The sequence below is a fragment of the Lacisediminihabitans sp. FW035 genome, from assembly GCF_054880895.1.
In genome coordinates this window covers 2,885,141-2,908,813 of record NZ_CM142187.1, presented here as the reverse complement: position 1 = coordinate 2,908,813, position 23,673 = coordinate 2,885,141, and the positions used below count along the sequence as shown (strand labels likewise).

At 67.1% G+C, this 23,673-nt stretch carries 20 protein-coding genes; 11 read left to right on the top strand and 9 right to left on the bottom strand.

All coding sequences use genetic code 11. The features are described 5' to 3' along the window. Nucleotides 1-14: 14 nt before the first annotated feature. From ACVXZ4_RS13925 to ACVXZ4_RS13905, 5 genes are read right to left on the bottom strand one after another with little or no spacing between them, the layout of a single operon-like run. On the bottom strand, nt 15-842 hold the full coding sequence (locus ACVXZ4_RS13925) for an ABC transporter ATP-binding protein (protein ID WP_461795422.1): 828 nt from the start codon (nt 840-842) through the stop codon (nt 15-17). Next, the gene (locus ACVXZ4_RS13920; RefSeq protein WP_461795421.1) at nt 835-1,821 is read right to left on the bottom strand and encodes a FecCD family ABC transporter permease; all 987 of its coding nucleotides are present in this window, start codon (nt 1,819-1,821) and stop codon (nt 835-837) included. The genes ACVXZ4_RS13925 and ACVXZ4_RS13920 overlap by 8 nt, the downstream gene beginning before the upstream one ends. After that, nucleotides 1,818-2,873 (bottom strand): FecCD family ABC transporter permease, encoded by a 1,056-nt coding sequence (locus ACVXZ4_RS13915; protein ID WP_461795420.1) that lies wholly within the window; start codon nt 2,871-2,873, stop codon nt 1,818-1,820. The genes ACVXZ4_RS13920 and ACVXZ4_RS13915 overlap by 4 nt, the downstream gene beginning before the upstream one ends. Continuing rightward, nucleotides 2,819-3,853, bottom strand: coding sequence for an iron-siderophore ABC transporter substrate-binding protein (locus tag ACVXZ4_RS13910; RefSeq protein ID WP_461795419.1), 1,035 nt, complete (start codon nt 3,851-3,853; stop codon nt 2,819-2,821). Before ACVXZ4_RS13910 ends, ACVXZ4_RS13915 begins: the two co-directional genes overlap by 55 nt. A gap of 51 nt (nt 3,854-3,904) precedes the next feature. Then, nucleotides 3,905-5,263 carry a DNA recombination protein RmuC gene (locus ACVXZ4_RS13905; protein WP_461795418.1) on the bottom strand — a complete coding sequence of 453 codons (1,359 nt, stop codon included), beginning with the start codon at nt 5,261-5,263 and terminating at the stop codon, nt 3,905-3,907. Between the two features lie 118 nt (nt 5,264-5,381). Between ACVXZ4_RS13905 and ACVXZ4_RS13900 the strand changes: the two genes are divergently transcribed. Then, nucleotides 5,382-6,896, top strand: a complete 1,515-nt coding sequence (locus ACVXZ4_RS13900; protein ID WP_461795417.1) for a CoA-acylating methylmalonate-semialdehyde dehydrogenase — start codon at nt 5,382-5,384, stop codon at nt 6,894-6,896. A gap of 27 nt (nt 6,897-6,923) precedes the next feature. Here ACVXZ4_RS13900 and ACVXZ4_RS13895 read toward each other — a convergent pair whose 3' ends face one another. Further along, nucleotides 6,924-7,526, bottom strand: coding sequence for an exonuclease domain-containing protein (locus ACVXZ4_RS13895; protein ID WP_461795416.1), 603 nt, complete (start codon nt 7,524-7,526; stop codon nt 6,924-6,926). An 86-nt stretch (nt 7,527-7,612) separates the two neighbouring features. Here ACVXZ4_RS13895 and ACVXZ4_RS13890 point away from each other — a divergent pair, with 86 nt between their 5' ends. The 3 genes from ACVXZ4_RS13890 to ychF are packed head-to-tail and all read left to right on the top strand — an operon-like array spanning nt 7,613 to nt 9,857. Beyond that, nucleotides 7,613-8,008: an SseB family protein gene (locus tag ACVXZ4_RS13890; RefSeq protein WP_461795415.1), complete on the top strand. Its 396-nt coding sequence runs from the start codon at nt 7,613-7,615 to the stop codon at nt 8,006-8,008. 13 nt (nt 8,009-8,021) lie between these two features. Continuing rightward, entirely contained in the window at nt 8,022-8,777 is a 756-nt protein-coding gene (locus ACVXZ4_RS13885) for a class I SAM-dependent methyltransferase (protein ID WP_461795414.1), read from the top strand. Between the two features lie 6 nt (nt 8,778-8,783). Beyond that, on the top strand, nt 8,784-9,857 hold the full coding sequence (gene ychF, locus ACVXZ4_RS13880) for a redox-regulated ATPase YchF (protein WP_461795413.1): 1,074 nt from the start codon (nt 8,784-8,786) through the stop codon (nt 9,855-9,857). 136 nt (nt 9,858-9,993) lie between these two features. Here the strand turns inward: ychF and ACVXZ4_RS13875 are convergent, their stop codons facing one another. Continuing rightward, complete coding sequence (locus ACVXZ4_RS13875; protein WP_461795412.1) at nt 9,994-11,211, bottom strand: ROK family protein; 1,218 nt, start codon at nt 11,209-11,211, stop codon at nt 9,994-9,996. 117 nt (nt 11,212-11,328) lie between these two features. Between ACVXZ4_RS13875 and ACVXZ4_RS13870 the strand changes: the two genes are divergently transcribed. The 6 genes from ACVXZ4_RS13870 (at nt 11,329) to ACVXZ4_RS13845 (ending at nt 18,716) form a co-directional block, all read left to right on the top strand. Beyond that, nucleotides 11,329-12,609: an ABC transporter substrate-binding protein gene (locus ACVXZ4_RS13870; RefSeq protein ID WP_461795411.1), complete on the top strand. Its 1,281-nt coding sequence runs from the start codon at nt 11,329-11,331 to the stop codon at nt 12,607-12,609. A 57-nt stretch (nt 12,610-12,666) separates the two neighbouring features. Continuing rightward, nucleotides 12,667-13,569 carry a carbohydrate ABC transporter permease gene (locus ACVXZ4_RS13865; protein WP_461795410.1) on the top strand — a complete coding sequence of 301 codons (903 nt, stop codon included), beginning with the start codon at nt 12,667-12,669 and terminating at the stop codon, nt 13,567-13,569. After that, a complete protein-coding gene (locus ACVXZ4_RS13860) occupies nt 13,569-14,480 on the top strand; it encodes a carbohydrate ABC transporter permease (RefSeq protein WP_461795409.1) in 912 nt (303 codons plus the stop codon). Before ACVXZ4_RS13865 ends, ACVXZ4_RS13860 begins: the two co-directional genes overlap by 1 nt. Before the next feature lie 33 nt (nt 14,481-14,513). Further along, nucleotides 14,514-16,169: a glycoside hydrolase family 13 protein gene (locus ACVXZ4_RS13855; RefSeq protein WP_461795408.1), complete on the top strand. Its 1,656-nt coding sequence runs from the start codon at nt 14,514-14,516 to the stop codon at nt 16,167-16,169. 196 nt (nt 16,170-16,365) lie between these two features. Beyond that, entirely contained in the window at nt 16,366-17,955 is a 1,590-nt protein-coding gene (locus ACVXZ4_RS13850) for an ABC-F family ATP-binding cassette domain-containing protein (RefSeq protein WP_461795407.1), read from the top strand. A gap of 53 nt (nt 17,956-18,008) precedes the next feature. After that, nucleotides 18,009-18,716: a hypothetical protein gene (locus tag ACVXZ4_RS13845; RefSeq protein ID WP_461795406.1), complete on the top strand. Its 708-nt coding sequence runs from the start codon at nt 18,009-18,011 to the stop codon at nt 18,714-18,716. A 21-nt stretch (nt 18,717-18,737) separates the two neighbouring features. Here the strand turns inward: ACVXZ4_RS13845 and ACVXZ4_RS13840 are convergent, their stop codons facing one another. Beyond that, on the bottom strand, nt 18,738-19,802 hold the full coding sequence (locus ACVXZ4_RS13840; protein ID WP_461795405.1) for a hypothetical protein: 1,065 nt from the start codon (nt 19,800-19,802) through the stop codon (nt 18,738-18,740). 214 nt (nt 19,803-20,016) lie between these two features. On the opposite strand from ACVXZ4_RS13840, the gene ACVXZ4_RS13835 reads away from it, so the two are divergent. Further along, nucleotides 20,017-21,888 (top strand): adenylyl cyclase, encoded by a 1,872-nt coding sequence (locus ACVXZ4_RS13835; RefSeq protein WP_461795404.1) that lies wholly within the window; start codon nt 20,017-20,019, stop codon nt 21,886-21,888. On the opposite strand, the gene ACVXZ4_RS13830 is transcribed toward ACVXZ4_RS13835, so the two are convergent. Continuing rightward, nucleotides 21,878-23,509 (bottom strand): SulP family inorganic anion transporter, encoded by a 1,632-nt coding sequence (locus ACVXZ4_RS13830; protein ID WP_461795403.1) that lies wholly within the window; start codon nt 23,507-23,509, stop codon nt 21,878-21,880. The genes ACVXZ4_RS13835 and ACVXZ4_RS13830 overlap by 11 nt on opposite strands. Between the last annotated feature and the right edge of the window lie 164 nt (nt 23,510-23,673).

The window sequence follows — 23,673 nt, the reverse complement described above, 5'->3', positions numbered from 1 at the left end:
GCGGGTGGTCGTGGTCAGGGCGTACTCGATTCTGCGGGTGGGGCGTGATGGCGGCCGATCGGCACGACGAGGGGGGAACCGGACACGGGGTCGCGGATGACGCGGCTCTCGAGCCCGAACACCTCGAGTACAACGGCCTCGGTGACGACCTCGGCAGGATTGCCCCTCGCCACGATCGCGCCCTGCCGGAGGGCGATCAGGTGGTCGGCGTAGCGGGCGGCGAGATTGAGGTCGTGCAGCACGATCACGATCGTCGAGCCGCGGCGGCGGTTGAGATCGGTGAGCAGGTCCAGCACGGCGATCTGGTGGGCGAGGTCGAGGAAGGTCGTGGGTTCGTCGAGCAGGAGGATGTCCGTGTCCTGGGCAAGCGCCATCGCGATCCAGACGCGCTGGCGCTGGCCCCCGGAGAGCTCGTCCACCGGCCGGGAGGCGAGCGCGAGCGTGTCGGTGGCGGTCAGGGCGTCGGCGACGGCCTCGTCATCCTGAGCGGTCCAGCGACGGAACCAGCCCTGGTGGGGATAGCGTCCCCGGCCGACCAGGTCGCCCACGGTGATGCCTTCGGGGGCGACCGGCGACTGCGGCAGCAGTCCGAGCACGCGCGCCACCTCGGCAGTCGGACGGGCATTCAGGTCTGCGTCATCGAGCAGCACGGTGCCCCGGGTCGGTCGCACCAGTCGGGCGAGCCCACGGAGCAGGGTGGATTTGCCGCAAGCGTTCGCCCCCACGATCACGGTCACCTTGCCGGGAGGCACGAGCGCGCTGAGGTCGTCGATGATCACCAGATCGCCGTAGGCGAGGGTCACCGAGCGGGCCTCGAGGGTGTGGTGGGGGGTTTCAGGCATAGGTGCCTCTCCTGTTCGAGCGGGCGAGCATCCAGAGCAGAAAGGGCGCCCCGATCACGCCGGTGACCACTCCGACGGGCAGGCGCGTGCCCAGGAGATGTTGCCCGACGAAGTCCGCCACCAGCACCACGAGGGCCCCGACGAGTGCCGAGGGGAGCAGGGCGGCTCCGGGACTCCGGGTGAGTCTCTTCGCGATCGGTCCCGAAAGCAGGGCGACGAACGCGACCGGACCGGCGGCGGCCGTGGCGACCGCGGCGAGCGCGACGGCGACGAGGATGAGCGCGAGACGCGAGCGCCCCACCCGTGCCCCGAGACCCGCCGCAGCGTCGTCGCCGAGCTGCAGGATGCCGAGGGGTCGGGCGAGCAGTGCCACGGCAGGCACGAGCACGAGGAGTGCTCCGGCGAGGGCGGGCACCTGGTTCCAGAGGCTGCGGTTGAGACTGCCGGTGAGCCAGACAAGGGCATCCTGCACCTCGCCGATCGACGAGCGGGTGAGCACGAACGAGACGACAGCCTGAAGGAGGGCCGCCACCCCGATCCCGATCAGGATCAGCCGGTAGCCGGAGAGCCCGTTGCGAGAGGCCAGCAGGTACATGATGGCGGCGGCCACGAGCGCGCCGGCGAGCGCGATGCCGGAGACCACAGCACCGGATGCCCCGATCACCGCGATCCCGACAACGGCCGAGGCGCTGGCCCCCGCCGTCACTCCGATCACATCCGGGCTCGCGAGCACGTTGCGGAGGAGCGTCTGGAAGATGGTGCCCGAGAGACCGAACGCGATCCCGACCAGAGCGGCGCAGATCGCGCGGGGGAGGCGGAGCTCACCGATGGTGAACCCGGCGCCGGGAACGGGCTGGCCTACGATCACCCGGAGTGCCTCGAGGGGGGAGAACACGGTGTCGCCGATGCACAGGGAGACGGTGAAGGCGCCAAGCACCGCGACGAAGAGGGTCACCGCAACCCGGATCGGCCGGGTCACAGGCTCGCCATCCGGCGGTAACGCACGATGAGGATGAACACCGGCGCGCCGATCAGCGCGGTGACGATGCCCACCTCGAGCTCGCCGGGGCGCGCGACAATCCGGCCGATGACATCCGCTCCGAGCAGAAGCACCGGTCCGAGCAGCGCCGAGAGCGGCAGGATCCAGCGATAGTCGGCACCGACGACCAGCCGGGCGACGTGGGGGATGACGAGACCGACGAAGCCGATCGGGCCGGCGAGGGCGGTCGCGGATCCGCAGAGCACCACGACGACGATCGCACCGACGAGGCGCGAGAGGCCGACGCGCTGGCCGAGCGCCCGCCCGAGGTCGTCGCCGAGGGCGAGCACATTGAGCATCCGCCCGCTGGCCAGAGCGAGGATGCCCGCCACGGCGATGAACGGCAACACCGCGGTGATCGATTCGATGCTGCGGCCCGACAGAGCGCCGACCTGCCAGAAACGGAACGCATCGAGCGAGTCCTGGCGGGTGAGCAGTACCGCCGTGACCAGGGAGGAGAGCGCCGCGGTGACCGCGGCACCGGCGAGTGCCAGCTTCACCGGCGTCGTACCCTCACGGCCGATCGCGGCGACGGAATACACCACCACCGCGGCGAGGGCGGCGCCCGCGAAGGCGAATCCGAGGTAGCCGAGGGTGGTGGTGACGCCGAGGAAGGTGAGCGCGACGACCACGAAGAGCGCGGCTCCGGCATTGACGCCGAGGATGCCCGGATCAGCGAGCGGGTTGCGCGCGACCCCCTGCATCATCGCCCCGGCGAGTCCGAGCGCGGACCCGACGAGCAGCCCGGCGATGGTGCGCGGGATGCGCGACTGCACCGCGAGGTCGTCGATCGAGTCCGGACTCGGCGACACCAGGCCGTGGAAGGCCACAGCGAGCGACATGTCCCGTGCCCCGAAGGCGAGAGACAGCCCGATCGCGATCAGGAGCGCCAGCCCGCACGCCGCGAGCGCGAGGGGCCGGCGGGCGATGCCGATTGCTAGACCCTGTCTGCGGCGGCGGCGATCAGCGAGGTGTACTTCTCGATCGACCACGGAATGGAGAGCAGCGACGGCGCGGAGGTCGACATGATGAACGGCTGGTCGATCATTGAGACGACGGATCCGCGCCTGATGGCCGGGATCAGGCTGAGCAGCGCGCTGTCCTTGATCGCGTCGAGCGAGCTGTCGTCGTCGAGGTAGAGGATCACGATATCGGCATCGATCGTGTCGGCGTTCTCGGCGCTGATGGTGCCGTAGAACTCGGAACTGCCGGAGCTCAGCTTCGTGACCGTCGGCGAGTTCTTGAGGCCGAGTTCGGTGACGAACTTCACCCGGGCGTCATTCGGCGTGTAGTAGGTGATCGCGTCGGGGTTCGCCGACGTGATCGACAGGTAGGCGAAGGTCTTGCCGGCGAGCTGCGGATGCTTCGCCACCTCGCTCGCGATCTGCTTCTCGACCTCGGCAATCCTGGTCTCGGCCTCGGCGGTCTTGCCGAGGGCCTTCGCGTCGATCCGCGTGGTGTCCTTCCACGAGGTGCTCCACGGCTTGTCGGGATAGCTCACGGTGGGGGCGATCTTCTGCAGGGTGTCGAAGTCCTCCTTGCTGAGGCCGGAGTAGGCACCGAGGATCACATCGGGTCGTGCATCGCTGATCTTCTCGAAGGGGATGCCGTCGGTCTCGTCGTGCAGCGGCGGCATCGTGGCACCCCGCTTCTTCAGCGCGTCGTAGGTCCAGGGGAGGTAGCCGTCGGTGTCGTCATCGCCGTAGTTGGCGAAGGCCATCGTCGTGGGGATGACGCCGAGGGCGATGGCCACATCCTGGTTGGTCCAGCTCACGGTGGCGACCCGTTTCGGCGTCGTATCGATGATCGCAGAGCCGTGAGTGCTCGCAATGGTGACCGGGAATCCGGCGGAGGAGGCGGTGTCCGCCTGCGGGGCGGTGGAGGAGCAGCCGCTGAGCAGGCCGACGATGAGCCCCGCGGCGGCGGTGCTGACGATGACGGGACGGGCGCGAGGGTGCGAGAGCAGAGACACGAGAATCCTTTGATCGGGAGTGCGAACAAAGGTTAGGCTAACCTAATAAAGTCAGTCGGATGGGCCCGGCGTCGCCTCGAGAGCGCTCACGATCTCGAGCTCTGCGACGAGCTCGAAAGCGGTGAGATCACGCGGAAGTTCCTCGATCTCGGCGTGGGTGCCGAGCACCTTCGACTCGTCGAGCACGTTCAGTTTGCGCGCCGAGGGGAGCACCTGGCGCTCGAGTGAACCGACGAACCCGTTGTAGTTCTTCACCGTGCTCTCGATGGACCGGCCGAGCTTCTCGATGTGTCCGGCAAGCGTGGCCAGACGTCCGTAGAGTTCGCGGCTGGTCTCGAACAGCATCTTCGCCTCCTGCGTGACGACATCCTGCTGCCAGCTGAAGGCCACGGTCTTGAGCACTGACCAGAGCGTCACGGGCGAGGAGAGCGCGACCCGCTTGGAGAAGGCGTAGTCCATGATGCCGGGATCGGCCTCCATGGCGGAGGCCACGAGCGACTCGCTCGGGATGAACGCGATCACGAGTTCGGGGGAGGCCTCGAGCCCGGCCCAATAGGCCTTGCTCCCCAGGGTGTCGATGTGGGCGCGCACCGCGCGCACATGCTGCTTGATGAATGCCTCTCGACGTGCTCCCTCTTCACCCGTCGCGGTGACGGCGATCTGGCTGGCCTCAAGATAGGCGGTGAAGGGCACCTTCGCGTCCACCGCGATGTTCTTGCCGCCCGGAAGATGGATGACCATGTCGGGCCGACCGGCTCCGGCATCCGAGGCGATGCTGGACTGTACGTCGAAGTCGACCCTCTCGATGAGGCCGGCGGCCTGCACCACGTTGCGCAGCTGGGTCTCGCCCCAGACCCCGCGCGTCGCGTTGTTGCGCAGTGCCGAGGCGAGGGACTCCGCGGTGCTGCGCAGTCGCTCCTCCGACTCGGTGGCGTTGCGCAACTGTTGCGTGAGTTGGCCGTGCTGCAGGCTGCGCTGCGTCTCGAGCGCTGTCACTTTCAGTTGCATCGAGCGGAGCGACTCCTGCACCGGAGTGAGGGCCTGGAGCACCTTGCTCTCGCGCTGCTGGCGGTCGGACTCCGCAGCCTGCTCCCGACGCTGGCGCTCGACGAGTTCGCGATACTGCTCCTGTTGCGCCCCGACCTGCTCCTTGAGGGCGATCGCGGTGGCCTGGATCGCTGCGAGCTCCGAGCCGAGGGCGGACCGGGCGGCCGCCTCCTCGGCGCGCACAGAAGCGAGAGCGATCTCGTGCTGCGAGGCGAGGAGCGCCTCGGCCGCGGCCTGGGCTGCGACGGAGGCAGGATCGACCGGTGCCGACGTGCGGCGGGCACGGGCGATGAGCAGGCCGATGACCGCGCCGAGCACGATGCCGATGACAAGGCCGATGATGAGCGCTGCGATGGGATCCATCCGCCCAGTCTGGCATCGGGCCCCGACAAAGCCGCCGAGGCGCCCACACGACGACGCACGGGCGGAGACATCCACTAGTGGGATGATCGTGAGGCAGCGTGTCAGCCTGTCACGCCCGATGAGAAAGCAGTCGATCGTGTCGAATCTCCCTGTAGTGCCGCATTGGATCGATGGAGCCGAGCGGCCGAGCGCGTCCGGCCGCACCGCGCCGGTCTTCGATCCGGCGCTGGGCGTGGCGACCAAGAACGTGGCGCTCGCGGACACTACCGAGATCGACGAGGCCGTCGCCTCTGCCAAGAAGGCGTTCCCGGCCTGGCGCGACACGTCGGTCACGAAGCGCCAGCAGATCATCTTCCGCTTTCGGGAGCTGCTCAACGAGCGCAAGGGCGAGCTGGCCGAGATCCTCACCTCCGAGCACGGCAAGGTGCTCTCCGACGCGGCCGGGGAGATCACCCGCGGCCTCGAGGTCGTCGAGCTCGCCACCGGCTTCCCGCACATCATCAAGGGCGAGTTCAGCGAGAACGTGTCGACCGGCGTCGACGTGTACTCCACCCGGGGTCCGCTCGGAGTCGTCGGCATCATCAGCCCGTTCAACTTCCCGGCGATGGTGCCGATGTGGTTCTTCCCGATCGCGATCGCGGCGGGTAACACCGTCGTGCTGAAGCCGTCCGAGAAGGACCCCTCGTCGGCCAACTGGCTCGCGGCCCTGTTCTCCGAGGCCGGGCTTCCCGATGGGGTGTTCAACGTGCTGCACGGCGACAAGGTCGCCGTCGACGGCCTGCTCGAGCACCCGGACGTGAAGTCGATCTCGTTCGTCGGCTCCACACCCATCGCGAAGTACATCTACGAGACATCCGCCCGCAACGGAAAGCGCGTGCAGGCCCTCGGCGGGGCGAAGAACCACATGCTGGTGCTTCCGGATGCCGACCTCGATCTCACCGCAGATGCCGCGATCAACGCCGGGTTCGGCTCGGCGGGTGAGCGCTGCATGGCGATCTCGGTGCTGGTCGCCGTCGAGCCGGTGGCGGACGCGCTGATCGAGAAGATCACCGCGCGCATGGCCACACTCGTGATCGGTGACGGCCGACGCTCCTGCGACATGGGACCGCTCGTCACCGAGGTGCACCGCGACAAGGTCGCCTCCTACATCGACATCGCGACCGAGGACGGCGCGACCGTCGTCGTCGACGGCCGCGGTGTCACCGCGGATGGCGATCCGAACGGCTTCTGGCTCGGCCCGACCCTCATCGACAACGTGCCGCTCACCTCGCGGGTCTACACCGACGAGATCTTCGGACCGGTGCTGTCGATCGTGCGGGTGAAGAGCTACGACGAGGGTGTCGCCCTCATCAACGCAAGCCGGTACGGCAACGGCACCGCGATCTTCACCAACGACGGGGGCGCGGCCCGCCGCTTCCAGAACGAGATCGAGGTCGGGATGATCGGAATCAACGTGCCGATCCCCGTTCCCGTTGCGTACTACTCGTTCGGCGGGTTCAAGGACTCGGCCTTCGGCGACTCGAAGGCCTACGGCATCCAGGGATTCCAGTTCTTCACGCGTGAGAAGGCGATCACCAGCCGCTGGCTCGACCCGAGCCACGGGGGAATCAACCTCGGCTTCCCGCAGAACTAGTCGCGCGGCTCGCAGCCCGCAGGCGCATCAGCCCCGGAACAGCGGGGCGGTGTCGGCCGCGCGCGGACCGATCGCGCCGATACGCGAGCCGGTGATGCGGGCGAGGTCTTCGATCGACGAGGCATCGTGCCGGTTCGCCGCGTGCACGATGATCGCTGCACACGCCTCGGAGTCGGCCAGCGCGTCGTGGTGAGCGAAGTCCTCGAAGCCGGCAGCCATGGCCGCCATCGGCAGGCGGTAGGAATCGAGGCTGTAGGTCTTGCGCGCCACCTGGAGGCTGCAGAGGTACCGCAGGTCGGGGATCTCGACGAAGCTCGCGCGACACGCGGCGGCGATGACCCCCATGTCGAAGCCGGCGTTGTGGGCGACGAGGAAGTCGTCGTCGGCGAATGCCACAAGGTCGGGCAGCTGTTCGCTCCAGAGCAGTGCGCCCGCGACATCCGGGGCCATGATGCCGTGGATGCGGGTGTTCCACTCGTTGAAGTGATCGAACCCGGCGGGCGGTCGGATGAACCAGGCCGCCCGATCGACGACGACGCCGTCTCGCACCTTCACCAGTCCCACCGAGCAGGCGGAAGCGGCGGACGAATTGGCGGTCTCGAAGTCGATCGCGGTGAAGTTGAGGGCCATCCCGGCATCGTCTCACGGGCCTGCGACGGCGCCCGGTGAGCGCGCCGCGTTGCGATCGTTTCGCACGAGCGGCATAGGGTCGAAGCATGGAAGCCCACGCTGTGCGTGACCCCACCGAGCTCGAACGGATGATCGTGCTCGCCGAGGCGGGGCGCGCCACGATGCTCGACGTGCTCGAGCTGTTCGCGGTGAGCCCGGTGATCGTGCCGAGTGGCACGCAGGTGACCGATAACCTGTCGCAGTTGCAGCCGGTTCTCTTCGACGTGAAGGGATCCTCGATGCTCGCGGTATTCACTCACGCTGACCAGATCGCCGACTTCGGCGACCTCGCCGCGTTCGCCCTCACCATCGATGGGCGATCGCTGCTCGTCTCGATTCCCCCGGGAGCCGGCGTCGTCGTCAATCCGTCGCGCTCGATCGGGTTCGAGCTGACGCCTGATGGCCTCGGCGCCTTCCTCGGACGACTGGGCGGGCGCAACTGATGGGACGCGACTGATGGACGAGAACCGCTCCGCCGAGCAGGCAAGCTCCTTCGGGCGGGCAGCGGGAGAGTACGACCGCGCTCGCCCTGGCTACCCCGATGCCGCGGTGGACTGGATGCTTCCGACCGGCGCCCGAACGGCGCTCGACCTCGGGGCGGGCACGGGCAAGTTCACCCGCTCGCTCGTCGCCCGCGGCCTCGAGGTGATCGCCGTGGAGCCGGATGACGTGATGCGTGCAACGCTCGCGGCGGCGCTGCCGAGCGTGCGGGCCGTCGCGGGCACGGGGGAGAGCATCCCCCTTCCCGATTCGAGTGTGGACGTGGTCACCGCAGCCCAGGCCTGGCACTGGATGGATGCCCCGCGGGCCGCCGCCGAGATCGCGAGGGTGTTGCGTCCGGGCGGTACCCTCGCGCTGGTCTGGAACATCCGGGACGAGAGCGTGGACTGGGTCGGGCGGCTGAGCGACATCATGGGTTCGAGCGATGCGGAGCGATTCATCCGGGGTGCGATCGAGATCCCTCCGCCGTTCGGGCCGACCGAGACGATGCAGGTCGACTGGCAGAACCCGATCGACGCGCAATCCCTCGTAGCGCTCGTCGCCTCCCGCAGCTACATCATCACGGCGTCGCCCGAGCGCCGGACGACCATCCTCGCCGCGGTGCGTGAGCTCGCGGCATCCGACCCCGCGTTGGCCGGTAGGTCGACCTTCGCCCTTCCATATCGAACTCACGCGTTCCGAGCGAAGCTTTCCGGGGGCCCGATACAGTAGACCCTCGTGGCTCTCACTATTGCAATCGTCGGACTGCCCAATGTCGGCAAGTCCACCCTGTTCAACGCCCTCACCAAGAACCAGGTGCTGGCGGCGAACTATCCCTTCGCCACCATCGAGCCCAACGTCGGCGTCGTGAGCCTCCCGGATCCCCGCCTCGACGCGCTCGCCGAGCTGTTCGGCAGCGAGCGCATCCTCGCGGCACCGGTCTCCTTCGTCGACATCGCCGGTATCGTGAAAGGCGCCTCCGTCGGGGAGGGGCTCGGCAACAAGTTCCTCGCCAACATCCGGGAAGCGGATGCGATCGCCCAGGTGATCCGTGGGTTCGCGGACCCGGATGTCGTGCACGTCGATGGCAAGGTCGACGCGGCCTCCGACATGGAGACCATCAACACCGAGCTCATCCTCGCCGACCTCCAGACCCTCGAGAAGGCCGTGCCGCGGTACGAGAAGGAAGTCAAGACCAAGCGCACCGAGCCCGCGGTGCTCGCGGCGGCGATCGAGGCGCAGAAGTTCCTCGACTCGGGCAAGCCGCTCTCGGCGTCCTCCATCGACCTCTCGCTCATCCAGGAACTCGGACTACTCACCACCAAGCCGTTCATCTACGTCTTCAACGTCGACGAGGACCTGCTGCAGGATGCCGCGGCCCTCGCCGGCCTCGCGGCCCTCGTCTCCCCGGCCAAGGCCATCTTCCTCGACGCGAAACTCGAGTCCGAGCTCATAGACCTCGAGCCCGCTGATGCTGCGGAACTGCTCGCCTCCACCGGCCAGGAGGAGAGCGGCCTCACCCAGCTCGCCCGCATCGGCTTCGACACTCTCGGCCTGCAGACCTACCTCACCGCCGGCCCGAAAGAGGCCCGGGCGTGGACGATCCCGAAGGGGGCAAAGGCCCCGCAGGCCGCCGGCGTGATCCACACCGACTTCGAGAAGGGCTTCATCAAGGCTGAGGTCATCGGCTTCCAGGACCTCGTCGACACCGGCTCCATCGCGGAGGCGCGGGCCAAGGGCAAGGCCCGCATCGAGGGCAAGGACTACGTGATGCAGGATGGCGACGTGGTGGAGTTCCGCTTCAATAACTAGCTGCCATGCCACCGGGTGCTCGCTCAACAGCAGAATTTCGCGGAATGGCTCTTTCAACAGCAGAGTTTCGGCCACGATGCGCCCGACCTGATGTTGAAGAGGCGCCTCCGCCGAGGTGGTCGATAGGTCGTACGCGTCAGGCCGTCGGAGCAGGCAGAGCGAGCGCTGGCTCGAAGCTGAGCGGGTTCGCCTGCACGAGCGCGATACCGCGCTGGATCGCCCCGAGCACGACGGCATCCGCTCCGAGAGGCGACGCGACGATCTCGGGCACCGGCTCATAGAACTCGTGCTCCAACACGGCGGTGGCCTTCTCGATGATGGGCCCCGCCGCGACAGCGACGGCGCCGACGAGGATGACGCGCTCGACGTCGAGCATGCTCGACAGCACGAAACACACTCTCGCCAGCCGCTCGCCGAGGCGGGCGACGATCGCGAGGCTGGCCGCATCGCCCGATGCGGCCTTGGCGAGCACGGCCTCGGCGGTCACCTCCACCGGGGCGATCGGGGCTGGGGGAGTGGACGATGCGACGGCGGCCTCCCGTCCCCAGTCGCGCGCGAGGGCGGCGAGGCCGTCAGCCGAACCGACGCCCTCCACGATGTCGAGCATCCGCATCTCGCCCGCGCCGCCGTGGCGGCCACGGATCAGCAGGTTGTCGATGATGAGACCGGCCCCGAACCGTTCACCGGAAAGCAGCGCGGCGAAGGACCGGATGCCCCTGCCCGCCCCGATCGACTGTTCCGCCAGCGCCGCGAGATTGGCATCGTTCTCCACGATCACCCGGCCGTAGCCGGCGAAGGCGGTCGAGAGATGGGGGTTCATGGCCGCCCAGTACCCCTCCTCGCCGAACGGTGAGCGACCGCCCTCGTCGGTGGGGGCAGGAATACCGAAAACCGTCGCGAGCACCGCTGCCCTGGAGACCTCCGCCTCGGCGAGCACGGTGTCCACGGCGTCTGTCATCACCGCAAGGCGCACGGTGGGATCGAGAGCCTCGTCGCCGAAGGATCGACGGACCCTGCCGACCACGTGACCGCGCACGTCGGCTACCACGGCGGTGGCGCTGTGCTGCCCGGCGTCGACGCCGACGATGAATCCTGCCGAGGCCCGGAGCTCGAAGCGGCGGGCCGGCCGGCCCTTGCTGTATTCGCCCGCCGCCCGTGCATCGTCGAGTCGATCGATCCAGCCGAGTTCGATCAGGTAGTCGCACAGCCCGATGACCGTCGACCGGGTCAGCCCGGTCGACTCGATCACGTCACTCGCGTTGAAGACCCCCGCGCCAAGCGCATAGCGGAGCACCGCCTCGGCATTCATCCGTCGGAGAAGCTGGGTGGATGCTGCTGCCTGCTCCAATGCCATATAGCGAAGGTACCGTGAACGGGGCTCGAAAATAATTGATGCGCGATCTAAATTTAGGATGTACATTATCTAAACAGCGGGGCCGATGGCGGCTCCGCTCCCAAAGGAGACAATGACGTGCATCCTCAACGACCTTCCTCCCTTCCGCATCTGAGCCGGCGCTCCCTGCTCCTCGGTGCCGGAGCGCTCGGTACCGGTTTCGCCCTCTCGGGCTGTGCGCCCCAGGGTGCCGGGGTGACCGAGATCAGCTTCTACATCTCGAAGCCCGAGGTGCTCGGGTACTTCGACAACTTGATCGCGGCCTTCCATAAGACACAGTCGAAGGTGCGCGTCGTGCGGGACTCGACGTCGAACCTGTCGGCCGACTTCGTGCGAGACAGCCCTCCGGACCTCGGATGCCTCAACTACAACTTCTCAATGGTGCAGTTCGTCGAGCGTGGCGCTCTCAGCGACCTCGCCGACATGCCAGAGGCGAGCCGGATCAATCCCGACATCACGCCGCTGGTCGCGGCAACCGCAGACTATCCGGGCCGCACGAGCGTCATCCCCTACTCGCTGACCGCCGCATCCGTGCTCTACAACAAAGACCTGTTCGCCAAGTACGGGGTGTCGGTTCCCACGACGTGGGACGAGCTCGTCGCGGTATCGGAGACCTTCACCTCTGCGGGCATCTCACCCTTCTACAACACTTACAAAGACAACTGGACCATCGCGCAGGGCATCTTCGACTACACGCTCGGGGGCATGCTCGACCTCCCGAAGTTCTTCGACAGGCTGAAGTCCGAGGGCACCTCGGTCGGCTCGTCGTCGAGGGTCTCGTTCCAGAAGGACTTCACGCCAGCGATGAAACGGGTCTCAGAGCTCGCGGCCTACGCCAACCGGGATGCCGCGAGCCGCGGCTACGGCGACGGGAACCTGGCCTTCGCGCAGGGCAAGTCGGCCATGTACCTGCAGGGCCCGTGGGCGCTCGGCGAGCTCGCCAAGACGAACAAGACGCTCAACGTCGGCACCTTCCCGCTCCCGGTGACGAACGACCCCGCCGACCTGAAGGTCCGCGTGAACGTGGACCTCGCACTCTGGATTCCCGAGGCCTCGAAGAAGCAGGAGGCGGCACGCAGCTTCCTCTCCTTCCTCATGCAGCCCGAGATCCAGAACAAGTACAACGCCGACAACAACGCCTTCGGAACGACGAAGGATGCCCCGCCGACCGGCAATCCGGCTCTGGTCGGCATGCAGAAGTACTACGACGATGCCGCGTTCTACCTCGGGGCGTCGCAGTTGATCCCCTCGGCGATCCCCGTCGCCAATTACGCCCAGTCCATCGTGCTCGGCGCTCGACCGGCTCCGGTGCTCGAGCAGCTCGACGGGGACTGGTCCCGCCTGGCCCTTCGATCCTGACCCTCCCCGATCTGCCCACCCCCCCACGAAACCCCCTTCGAAAGAAACGAGAACGACATGGCCGTCGTCACACCATCCCAGCCCCGCAGGAAGCTGAGGTTGCACGGGCGCGTCGATAAGACCTACTACGCCTTCCTCGTGCCTGCGATTGTGCTCTTCACCCTTGCGATCACGCTTCCGGCGCTCATGGGCATCTTCTACAGTTTCACCAACTCGGTCGGGTACGGTGACTTCGGTTTCGCCGGGATCATCAACTACATCGCGCTGTTCTCGGATCCGGCGATCCTCGCCGCCTACGGATTCACCATCGGCTTCGCCGTGGCGACGGTCGTCGTCGTCAACGTGGTCGCCTTCTTACTCGCGATCGGGCTCACGGCCCGGATCCGGGCGAAGGTCGCGCTTCGTGCGGTCTTCGTGTTGCCGATGGTCGTCTCGGGCATCGTGATCGCCTACGTGTTCAACTTCCTGTTCTCCAACTCCGTGCCGGCCGCGGCATCCGCCCTCGGCATCGCACCCCTCGAACAGAGCCTCCTTGCCAATCCCGACCTCGCCTGGATCGCCATCGTGATCGTGACCGCCTGGCAGGCCGTTCCGTCGACGATCCTGATCTACATCGCCGGCATCCTTGCCATTCCGACCGACGTGTACGAAGCGGCGGCCCTCGACGGAGCCTCGGCCAGAAGGCAGCTCTGGTCGATAACCGTGCCGCTCACCGCCGGCTACATCCTGATCAACGCGATCATCGGGTTCAAGAACTTCCTGAACGCCTACGACATCATCGTCGGACTCACGAACGGGGGCCCGGGCACGGCGACGACGTCCATCGCCATGTCGATCTTCCAGGGCTTCTCCAACGGCGATTATTCCTACCAGATGGCCAACGCCACCATCTTCTTCCTGATCGCGATAGTGATCGCCCTGCTCCAGTTGCGCTCGACGCGCGGAAAGGCGGGTTTCTGATGACCTCGCAGATCTCCCTTGCTCCGATCCCCACCGCCGGACGCACGGCACCGGCCAACGCCGACGCGGTTCGCCCCCGCGTCTCCGCCCGCGGCGAGAAGTTCAACTGGCCGCTCACCATCATCCTGGCCCTCTGCTCGCTCACGGTGCTCATCCCGCTCTACGTGACCCTCACTATGGCGTTCAAGACGACCGCGCAGGCCGTCGACGGCAACGCCTTCTCGCTGCCGGCGCCATTCAGCATCGACGGTTTCGTGCAGGCGTGGACGCTCACCGACTTTCCGCGGAGCTTCGCGATCTCGGTCGGCGTCTCGGCGATCAGCGTTGTCGGCAGTATCCTCCTCAGTGCATTCGCCGCCTTCGCGATCTCGCGAAACTGGAATCGCCGCTTCTTCCGTTGGTCGTTCTACTACCTGCTTGCGGCGCTCTTCCTGCCGTTTCCCGTACTCGCGTTGTCGCAGGTGAAGCTGACCGGGCTCGTGCACCTCGACAACCCGATCGGCGTGGCCATCCTCCACGTGATGTTCCAGCTCGGATTCAGCGTGCTGCTGTTCACGGCATTCCTCCGTTCGATCCCCGACGAGTTGGAGGAGAGCGCTCGCCTCGATGGGGCGAGCACCTCCCAGGTCTTCTGGCAGCTGATCTTCCCCCTGCTCGCCCCGATGAGCGCCACTGTCGGGATATTCGCCTTCCTCGCTTCGTGGAACGACTTCGTGATGCCCTCGCTGATCACGTCGAACCCGGCCCTGCAGACCCTTCCGGTGTTGCAGCAGATCTTCCAGACCCAGTTCAGCAACAACTACAACGTCTCCTTCGCCTCGTACCTCATGGCGATGGCGCCGGCGATCCTCGTCTACCTCGTCACGCAGCGCTGGGTCATGTCCGGCGTCACGCAGGGCGCCATCAAATAAATCGCTCTCGAGAGAACAGGACCCACCCGCTCAATGACCGACACCCTCCGACTCGACATCGCTCCGTCCGCCGATGAGACCTGGTGGCGGGATGCCGTCGTCTACCAGATCTATCCCCGTTCCTTCGCGGATTCCGACGGTGATGGCCTTGGCGACCTGCCCGGGATCACCTCGAGGGTTCCCTACCTGCAGAAGCTGGGGGTGGATGCCGTCTGGCTCAGCCCGTTCTATCCCTCCGCCCTTGCCGACGGCGGCTACGACGTCGATGACTACCGGGCGGTCGACCCGAAGCTGGGGACGCTGGATGATTTCGACGACCTGATGGAGGCGCTCGACGATGCGGGCATCCGCTGCATCGTCGACATCGTGCCCAATCACACCTCCGATCGCCACGTGTGGTTCCGGGAGGCGATCGCTTCGGCCAGGGGATCGGCGGCCCGCGACCGCTACATCTTCCGCGACGGTCTCGGCGAGAACGGTGAGCTGCCGCCCGCGGACTGGACCTCGGCGTTCGGCGGGCCGTCCTGGGAGCCGGTCGGCGACGGCCAGTGGTACCTGCACTATTTCGCGACGGAGCAACCGGACCTCAACTGGAAGAACCGTGACGTGCGGGACGACTTCCTCGAGACGCTCCGCTTCTGGTCTGACCGCGGGGTGGCCGGCTTCCGCATCGACGTGGCACACGGTCTCGCGAAGGACCTTCCCGACTCCCTGCCGACCCAGGCCGAGCTCGACGCCCTGCCGATCGACGGTAGCCATCCCCTCTGGGATCGTGACGACGTGCACGAGATCTACGCCGAATGGCGTACGGTCTTCAACTCCTACACGCCCGCCCGCACCGCCGTTGCCGAAGCCTGGGTCGAGGCGGACCGGCGCGCCCGATACGCCAGCGCCGACGGCCTCGGGCAGGCCTTCAACTTCGACCTCCTCGAGGCGGACTTCGATGCCGCGCAATTCCGCACCATCATCGAGTTCAACCTCGCCCTCAGCGAGACCTCGGGGTCCTCGTCTACCTGGGTGTTCTCCAACCACGACGTCGTACGCCACGCCAGTCGTTACGGCCTTCCGCCGCTGCACGGCCGCGCGGTCAAACAGGGGGCGGAATGGCTGCTCTCGGGAGGTGTCACCCCCACCATCGACACCGCCCTCGGCCTGCGCCGTGCCCGCGCCGCAACACTCCTGGAGCTGGCTCTTCCCGGATCGGCATACCTCTACCAGGGAGAGGAACTCGGGTTGCCGGAGGTCGCATCCATCCCGGACGCCGAGCGTCAGGATCCGACCTTCTTCCGTAACCACGGCACCGACATCGGCCGTGACGGATGTCGCGTTCCCCTGCCCTGGACGAGGGAGGGCGCCTCTTTCGGCTTCGGCACGGCGGGCGCGCACCTGACGCAGCCCCGGTGGTTCGGGCCCCTGTCCGTCGAGGCGCAGGAGAGTGATCCCGAGTCGACCCTCACTCTCTATCGCCGGGCGCTCGAGATCCGCGGCCACCGGCGTGAGGGCGGGCTCGAGTGGCTGGAGACGGGAAGCGACCAGGTCCTGGCCTTCCGGCGCTCGAACGGCTGGATGAACGTCACCAACTTCGGCGACATCCCCTGGCGCCTTCCGGAAGGTCGACTCCTCCTCAGCAGCGCGCCGATCGAGAACGGGGATTTGCCGGGCGCCGCCACCGCCTGGCTCGCCTTCTAGCGGACCTGGTCCTTGCCCCCCCCCCGACCTCCTCCCGTTTTTACTACCGCCACGGTGTTCGCGCACGACGGTGCTAGTAAAAACGGGAGGGGGAGGGCCGGCTGCCGGAATGCGCGAGTAAGGTTCACTGCGGCCCGGCGAGCATGCCGGAGCCTACGAAGAGCCGTCCTCGAAGGCGCGCCATCGAGAGGACAGCATGAGTCTGGTTCGACTGAACGATGTGGAACTCCGCTTCGAGAAAACGCCGATCCTGCGCGAGGCGTTCTTCCGTCTCGACGGCACGGACCGGGTCGGGATGATCGGGCGCAACGGCTCCGGCAAGACGAGCATCCTCAAACTGATCCTCGAACAGGTGACCCCCGACTCCGGAACGGTCACCATCGAGCCCGGCACCCGCATCGGGTACTTCTCCCAGTTCTCAGAGCTCGACGGCACCGCGACGATCATCGAGGTGCTCGAGGGGCTCTTTGGCGAGATTGCGGGCATCGAGGCCGAGCTCGCGTCGATCGACGCGGAGATAGCGGCCGATCCGACCGCCGATCTCGACCCGCTCATCCACCGCCAGTCCGATCTCTTCGCCGAGATGGATCGGCTTGATGGCTGGGACTACCGCCGTCGCATCGACACCGCGCTCTCCACCCTCGGCTTCACCGAAGCCCACCGCGTGTGCGCCATCGACGAGCTCTCCGGGGGATGGCGCAACCGGGCGGCCCTCGCCAAGATCCTGCTCGAAGACCCGGATGTGCTGCTGCTCGACGAGCCGACGAACTTCCTCGACGTGGCCGGGGTTGAATGGCTCGAGACCTGGTTCCGCGGCTTCCACGGTGCGGCGATCATCGTGTCGCACGATCGAAAGTTCCTCGACGCGGTGGCGACCCGCATCATCGAGATCGAGAATTTTCACCTCCACGAGTATCCGGGCAATTTCGGCGAGTACATCATCCAGAAACAGTTCCGGCTGAAGACGCTCGAGGCGCAGTTCCAGCACGAGTCGGAGCTGTTGGCGTTCGAGGCGGAGGGGATCGCCGACCGGCGCGAGGCAGCGAAGGCGGCGAGCCGGGGTCTGGACAAGCAGCTGTCCACTATCAAGAAATCACGCGCACCGCGCCCCGTCGATCAGATCATCACCGAGATCTACGGCGGCCTTCATGTGAAGGACGTGCTCTGCCGGGTAGAGGGTCTCGCCAAGTCCTTCGGCGGCAGGACGCTGTTCGAGGGCGTGTCCTTCGAGGTACGTCGCGGCAACCGGATCGTCGTCAGCGGCGCCAACGGCAGCGGCAAGACCACGCTCCTGCGGGTTCTCACCGGAGAAGAGAAGGCGGATGCCGGCGAGGTCGCCTGGGCCGCCGGCGCGAAGGTCGTCTCCTACAACGAGGTGCTCGCCGAGCTCGACGACACCGACACGGTCACTCATGCCGTCAACGCCTACCCCGACAGCCTCGCCCTCACAGCCACTCGCAAGTCGGTCGGCAGGTTCCTCGGGATGTTCCAGTTCTCCGAAGCAGACCTCAAGAACCGTATCGGCAACCTCTCAGGCGGCCAGCGCGCGCGTGTCGCCATGGCGCAGTGCCTGTTATCCGGGGCATCCGTGCTGCTGCTCGACGAGCCGACCAACCACCTCGACTTGGCCAGCACGCAGGTGATGGAGCGAGCGCTGCTGCATTTCCCCGGTGCGATCGTGGTGGTGAGCCACGACCGCTTCTTCAGCGAGAAAGTGGCCAACCGCCGCATCGTCTTCGGAGCGGATGGCGCGGATCCGGGCGAGCTGGACGTGCGCGCCGCCTGAACCAGATCCGCTGACTCGCACCCCGGCGCGGCGGAACACCGCAGACTGAGGGCATGCGCACCCCGAAGCCTCCCGCTCCCGTCGATCCCCATTTGCTCACCGGCGTTGCCGGGCTGGCGGTCTCCGGGCTCATTCTGCTCGAGGTGGGGGTGCGGGTGACGCTCGGGGTGCGACCGGCGCTCGACGACAGCGCAGCGCTGGCCGATTTCGCCAGTCGCACCAGCGGGCAGACCATCGCGATCACCCTGATCGACACGCTGATGATGGCGGGCCTCATCGTGTTCCTCGCCGGGTTCCGTGAGCTCATCACCCTCGCCGAGGGGCAGCTCGAATGGCTCACCTCGATCGTGCTCGGGGCCGGCTTCGTCTTCGTGGGAGTCACCCTGGTCGGCGACTCCCTCGAGGCAGGGGGAGCATTCGGTGCGATTGGCACCGCGCCCGATCCGACGACGATCCGGGTGCTCACTGAGGGATACCTGCTGTTGTTCGGCCCGGTCAGCTATGCGCTTGTGGCGCTCATTGCGGCGACCTCGGCCTATGTGATCTTCGCCTCAACCGCGTTTCCGCGCTGGACCGGACGCCTGGCCGTTGTCGTGGCAGCGCTCAACGTCGTGGCCTTGCTCACAGCGTTCGGCGGCACCGACAACCGCAGCTTCGCCTCGGTCGGTGGCTGGGGCGGCGCGGTGTTCGCCACCTTCCCCTGGCTGGTCTGGGTCGCCGCGACGAGCATCCTCGCCCTCCGGCAGCGCCGGGTCCGCTGAGGGCGGACCCGACGGCGCCGATCAGGACGCGGGGTGAGTGAACGGCACGCGCTCGAACACGAGCGGCGTCACGGACCCGCGTGGGGTCTCGGTTGCCTTGAGCCAGTCCTGGGCGTTGGAGGATCCATCGACCGTAAGGCGGGTGAGGTTGGTCGCGGCGGTCGTCTGGCCGTAGAACGACAGCCAGGTCGAACCGGCCGCAAGCGGGTGGTCCTCATTGAAGACGTGGCTGTCGCCGTTGATCAGGTAGACCGGGCCTCCGAAGGCATTCGCCTGCTCGATGAGCGTCTTCACCAGTGGAGTGAAAGCCGCGTAGTCGGATGGCGCGGGGTCGGTCACCGTCGGGTCGAACATGTCGGCCTGGGTCATCACGACCACAGCCCGATCATGGTGTCGGCGGGCATCCCGGAACGTGTCGGTGAGCTGACGGATGTCCGCCTGCGTGCGCGCCGTCACCTCGGCGGACTGCTCGGGTGTCGGAGCCGTCTGGCCGAGTCCGGTCCAGGGCAGAAGGGAATTGTCGCTTCCGGGGATGTTGACGGCGGCGAAGGAGATGCCCCTCAGCCGGAAGTCGACATTCTCCGGGTAGCCGGCGCGGGCCTGCGATTCGACCTTCATCGGCGTTCCGAGAGTGACGCCCGGGCGCGGGAAGAAGGTCTTCCGCACGGCGGCAAGACGCTCGAGCGGGTTGTAGGCCCCGTTGTTGGCGCGGTGGCAGTCTGTCCATTCGTTGTCGCCCGGCGTGTAGACCAGCGGAAGCCGAAACGTGTCGAAGTCGGCTCGGATGCTCGCGAAGTACTCGTCGGAGCAGACGGACGACCCGTTCTTGATGTCGCCGACATGGCCGACGAACGAGAGTTCCTTGTGGGCATTGAGGTCTTGGATATATGACGGGAAGGCGGCGATCTCGGCGCTTCCGTAGGGAACGTCGCCGATGATTCCGAAACTGAGGGCTCGGCGATCCGGACCGTGCTGGGAATCGTCGCGCCCGTGGCCGGAGTCGTCGGCGAAGGCAGGCGACGTCGCCCCCACCACCAGCAGTGCCGCGGCCGTCATAGCGAACATCAGGTTTCTCTTCGTGCGCATGGGATCCTCCCGGGTCGTTGAGTGTGAACCAGTGAGGAGGTTAGGAGCCCGATCTTTCCTCTCGGGGGTGAAGAGGTGAATTCTCTATGACCTGGGCCGCGCGCACCCCGGGGCCTTGACCATCGCCTGTTGCGCACGTACTGTTCCCAGCATCGTGCGCCCGAACGCCCGCCTCAATTCCTCAATGACGAAGAACGAGAGCAGGAGATCACCCATGGCCATTCTTGCCAACGGCTCGCGCCGCATCACTCGAGCAGTCCTGGCGGGCATCGTCGCGGCAGCCCTCGCCCTCTCCGGAGCAGCGCTCGCCCCGGCGGCTTTCGCCGACCAGGGGCGTGCACCGGGATCCGCCTCCGTCGACTTCGGGCCGAGCGTCAAGATCTTCGACCCGAGCATGCCGCAGAGCCAGATCCAGGCCACGGTGGATAAGATCGCCGCTGAGCAGGTCGACAACGAGATGGGCACGGCCCGGTACGCGCTGCTCTTCAAACCCGGCGTCTACGGCACGGTCGCGAATCCGCTGGTCTTCCAGGTCGGCTACTACACCGAGGTGGCCGGACTCGGCGTCTCGCCGGGGGACGTCACCATCAACGGGCACGTGGATGTCTACAACCGCTGCTTCACCGCCGACAACTGCAGCGCGCTCGACAACTTCTGGCGATCGGTCTCCAACCTCACGATCAACGTCGCGGGCGGCACCGACTGCCGGTCCTCCGGCGAGTTCTGGGCAGTGTCGCAGGCTGCTCCCCTGCGCCGGGTGGACGTCACCGGTGGCACCCTCACGTTCATGGACTACTGCACCGCCGGACCACAGTTCGCCAGCGGAGGGTTCATGGCCGACTCTCGGGCCGGCACGATCGTCAACGGCTCGCAGCAGCAGTTCCTCGTGCGCAACAGCTCCATCGGATCCTGGTCGAACGGCGTGTGGAACCAGGTCTTCTCCGGCGTGAGCGGGGCTCCGGCCCAGTCCTTCCCCGACCCCACCTACACGACCCTCGGGACGACTGCGGTGAGCCGGGAGAAGCCCTATCTCTTCTTGGACACCGTGAAGAACCGGTATAGCGTGTTCGTTCCCGACGCGCGGACCGACTCGAGAGGCACCACCTGGGAGAGCGCGCCGACGGCGGGCCGCGGCATCCCCCTTTCGGAGTTCTTCGTTGCCTCGCCGGGCGTCTCAGTGCGCACCATCAACGATCAGCTCGCCCGGGGCAAGAACCTTCTGTTCACGCCCGGTGTCTACGACATCGATCGCACCATTTCCGTCAAACGGGCCGACACCGTGGTTCTCGGCCTTGGCCTCGCAACCCTCACCGCGGTGAACGGAGCGGTACCCCTCGCTGTCTCCGACGTGCGCGGAGTGGATGTCGCGGGCCTCATGATCGACGCCGGATCGGTGAACTCACCGGTGCTCTTTCAGGTCGGCACGAAGCGCGACGGGCACTGGCACGACCACGACGCCGAGTCGGACGCCCTGCGACGTGGCGGATCGCGCAACCCGACCGCCCTCCAGGATGTGTACTTCCGTATCGGGGGACCACACGTGGGCAAGGCCACGGTCGCCCTCCAGGTCAACAGCGACAACGTGGTGCTCGACGATATCTGGGCCTGGCGTGCAGATCACGGCCAGGGGGTCGGGTGGACGAGCAACACCTCCGAGACCGGGGTCGTCGTCAACGGGCGCAACGTCACCGCCACCGGGCTCTTCTCCGAGCACTTCCAGAAGTACAACGTGATCTGGAACGGGGAGCGCGGCACAACCGTGTTCTTCCAGAACGAGCTGCCCTATGACGCGCCGAACCAGGCGGCCTGGCAGCACGATGGAGTGCTCGGCTGGGCAGGCTACAAGGTCGCGGACTCGGTGAAGACCCACACCCTCTGGGGCGGGGGAAGCTACATCTTCACGAACGTCGACCCGACGATCCACGCCACGCGTGGGTTCGAGGTGCCGGTGACGCCGGGCGTGCAGCTGCACGACCTGCTCACGGTGCAACTCGGTGCCGGCACTCTCGACCACGTGGTCAACGACACCGGTGCCCCGGTGACCTCGGCCGCCGTCGGAATCCCCAGTTTCGTGGTCAGCTTCTGACCCGCACGTGACTGCGGGCGTGGTCGATCGCCGCATCGAGGTCGTCGAACAGGTGTTTCTGGTGTCTCAGGGAGCCGACGATCCCGACCCGGGTGGCCAGTCGCAGGTGCCGTTCCTGGATGCCCTTGACCAGCACTGTGATGCCGCGCCTCTCGAGACCCTGGATCATCTCCGTGATCACCCGTGCGCCCGTGGCATCCATCACCTGCAACTGCGAGAGGCGCAGGATCACGACGTCGACACCGGTGATCCGGGTCACCTGGTCGAGCATGCGTTCGGCCGCACCGAAGAAGAGCGCGCCGTCGAAGCGGAAGAGGGCGATGTGCTCGTCGCCCGCCTTCGCCGTACCGGGCAGTTCCTCACGATGCACGCCGCCGGAGTTCGCCAAGGTGCGCAGGGCGAAGAAGGCGGCCACCGCGATGCCGATCCCCACGGCCACGATCAGGTCGAACGACACCGTGATGAGGGCGGTCAGCACGAAGACGATGGTGTCGGAGCGCGTCGACCCGACGACGCTCCGGACGGTCGCGAGCGAGACCATCCGGGTCGCGGTGACCATGAGCACCCCGGCGAGCGCCGCAAGCGGAATCTGCGAGACGACCGTGGAGGCGAGGGCGACGATACCGAGAAGAACCAGGGAGTGGATGATCGCGGCCAGCCGGGTCCGACCTCCCGACCTCACGTTGACGGCGGTTCGCGCGATGGCGCCGGTGGCGGGCATGCCGCCGAAGAATCCGGAGGCGATCGAGGCGAGCCCCTGGCCGACGAGCTCCCGATCGGGATCGTAGGCGCCGGTGTCCGCGAGCGCGGCGCCGACCCGGGCGGAAAGCAGCGACTCGATGGCGGCGAGAGCAGCGACCGTGAGGATCGGTCCCACCAGCGCACCGAGGGTCGTGGGGTCGAAGGCAGGAAATCTCGGCGCGGGAAGCGCACTCGGGAGCGCGCCGATTCTCGCGAGCGGAAGGTGGGCGACCGCGGCGATCACCGAGACCACGACGATCGCGACAAGGGATCCGGGTAACTTCGGATGGATGCGCGGCGACACCAGCATGATCGCCGCCACCAGCGCGACGGCCACTATCGCCCAGCCGATCGTAGACGGATCCACGGAGCCGAACGACTCGATAGCGGCGAAGAAGGCGTTGCTGCTCGCGCCGGCGGTCGCGCCGATCGCGGCCGGCACCTGTTGAAGGAAGATGATCACGGCGATTCCGAGGGTGAATCCCTCGATGACAGGCCAGGGGATGTAGGAGACCACCCGGCCGAGACGGAGCACCCCGGCCACGAGCACCACGACTCCGGCGGCGAGACTCACGAGTGCGACGACCCCCACGCCGTGGGAGACCACCACCGGACCGAGCACCACGACCATCGCGCCGGTCGGTCCGGAGACCTGGATGTTCGACCCCCCGAATACCGCTGCGACGACCCCGGCGATGATCGCTGTCACCAGGCCGCTCTCCGCTCCGGCGCCCGAGCTCACCCCGAACGCGAGGGCGAGAGGGAGTGCGACGATACCGACAGTGATCCCGGCGAGCAGATCGCCTCGCCAGGTGCGCTTCACCGACCGGTAGTCGCGCCAACTGGGGAGTAGTGCCGCGATCGAGCTGCCGACGGTCATCCGGGTGCCTCCTCGAGTACCGACGTCTCGAAAGTCCGGCATCACCCTCCACGCTAGGCCGCCGTAGTCGCCACTCCCGGGTCAAAGGTCCCGGCTGGTGCGGATCGGCGCCGAACGCGGCCGAACGGGCCAGTGCGGACATTCCGGGACGGCACGCCAGCCCG

Excerpts from the sequence above, each read along its gene's own strand:
- ACVXZ4_RS13925 (WP_461795422.1), bottom strand. The coding sequence starts at position 842 with ATGCCTGAAACCCCCCACCACACCCTCGAGGCCCGCTCGGTGACCCTC.
- ACVXZ4_RS13905 (WP_461795418.1), bottom strand. The coding sequence starts at position 5,263 with ATGGATCCCATCGCAGCGCTCATCATCGGCCTTGTCATCGGCATCGTG.
- ACVXZ4_RS13900 (WP_461795417.1), top strand. The coding sequence starts at position 5,382 with ATGAGAAAGCAGTCGATCGTGTCGAATCTCCCTGTAGTGCCGCATTGG.
- ACVXZ4_RS13895 (WP_461795416.1), bottom strand. The coding sequence starts at position 7,526 with ATGGCCCTCAACTTCACCGCGATCGACTTCGAGACCGCCAATTCGTCC.
- ACVXZ4_RS13890 (WP_461795415.1), top strand. The coding sequence starts at position 7,613 with ATGGAAGCCCACGCTGTGCGTGACCCCACCGAGCTCGAACGGATGATC.
- ACVXZ4_RS13885 (WP_461795414.1), top strand. The coding sequence starts at position 8,022 with ATGGACGAGAACCGCTCCGCCGAGCAGGCAAGCTCCTTCGGGCGGGCA.
- ACVXZ4_RS13875 (WP_461795412.1), bottom strand. The coding sequence starts at position 11,211 with ATGGCATTGGAGCAGGCAGCAGCATCCACCCAGCTTCTCCGACGGATG.
- ACVXZ4_RS13865 (WP_461795410.1), top strand. The coding sequence starts at position 12,667 with ATGGCCGTCGTCACACCATCCCAGCCCCGCAGGAAGCTGAGGTTGCAC.
- ACVXZ4_RS13860 (WP_461795409.1), top strand. The coding sequence starts at position 13,569 with ATGACCTCGCAGATCTCCCTTGCTCCGATCCCCACCGCCGGACGCACG.
- ACVXZ4_RS13855 (WP_461795408.1), top strand. The coding sequence starts at position 14,514 with ATGACCGACACCCTCCGACTCGACATCGCTCCGTCCGCCGATGAGACC.
- ACVXZ4_RS13850 (WP_461795407.1), top strand. The coding sequence starts at position 16,366 with ATGAGTCTGGTTCGACTGAACGATGTGGAACTCCGCTTCGAGAAAACG.
- ACVXZ4_RS13845 (WP_461795406.1), top strand. The coding sequence starts at position 18,009 with ATGCGCACCCCGAAGCCTCCCGCTCCCGTCGATCCCCATTTGCTCACC.
- ACVXZ4_RS13840 (WP_461795405.1), bottom strand. The coding sequence starts at position 19,802 with ATGCGCACGAAGAGAAACCTGATGTTCGCTATGACGGCCGCGGCACTG.
- ACVXZ4_RS13835 (WP_461795404.1), top strand. The coding sequence starts at position 20,017 with ATGGCCATTCTTGCCAACGGCTCGCGCCGCATCACTCGAGCAGTCCTG.
- ACVXZ4_RS13830 (WP_461795403.1), bottom strand. The coding sequence starts at position 23,509 with ATGACCGTCGGCAGCTCGATCGCGGCACTACTCCCCAGTTGGCGCGAC.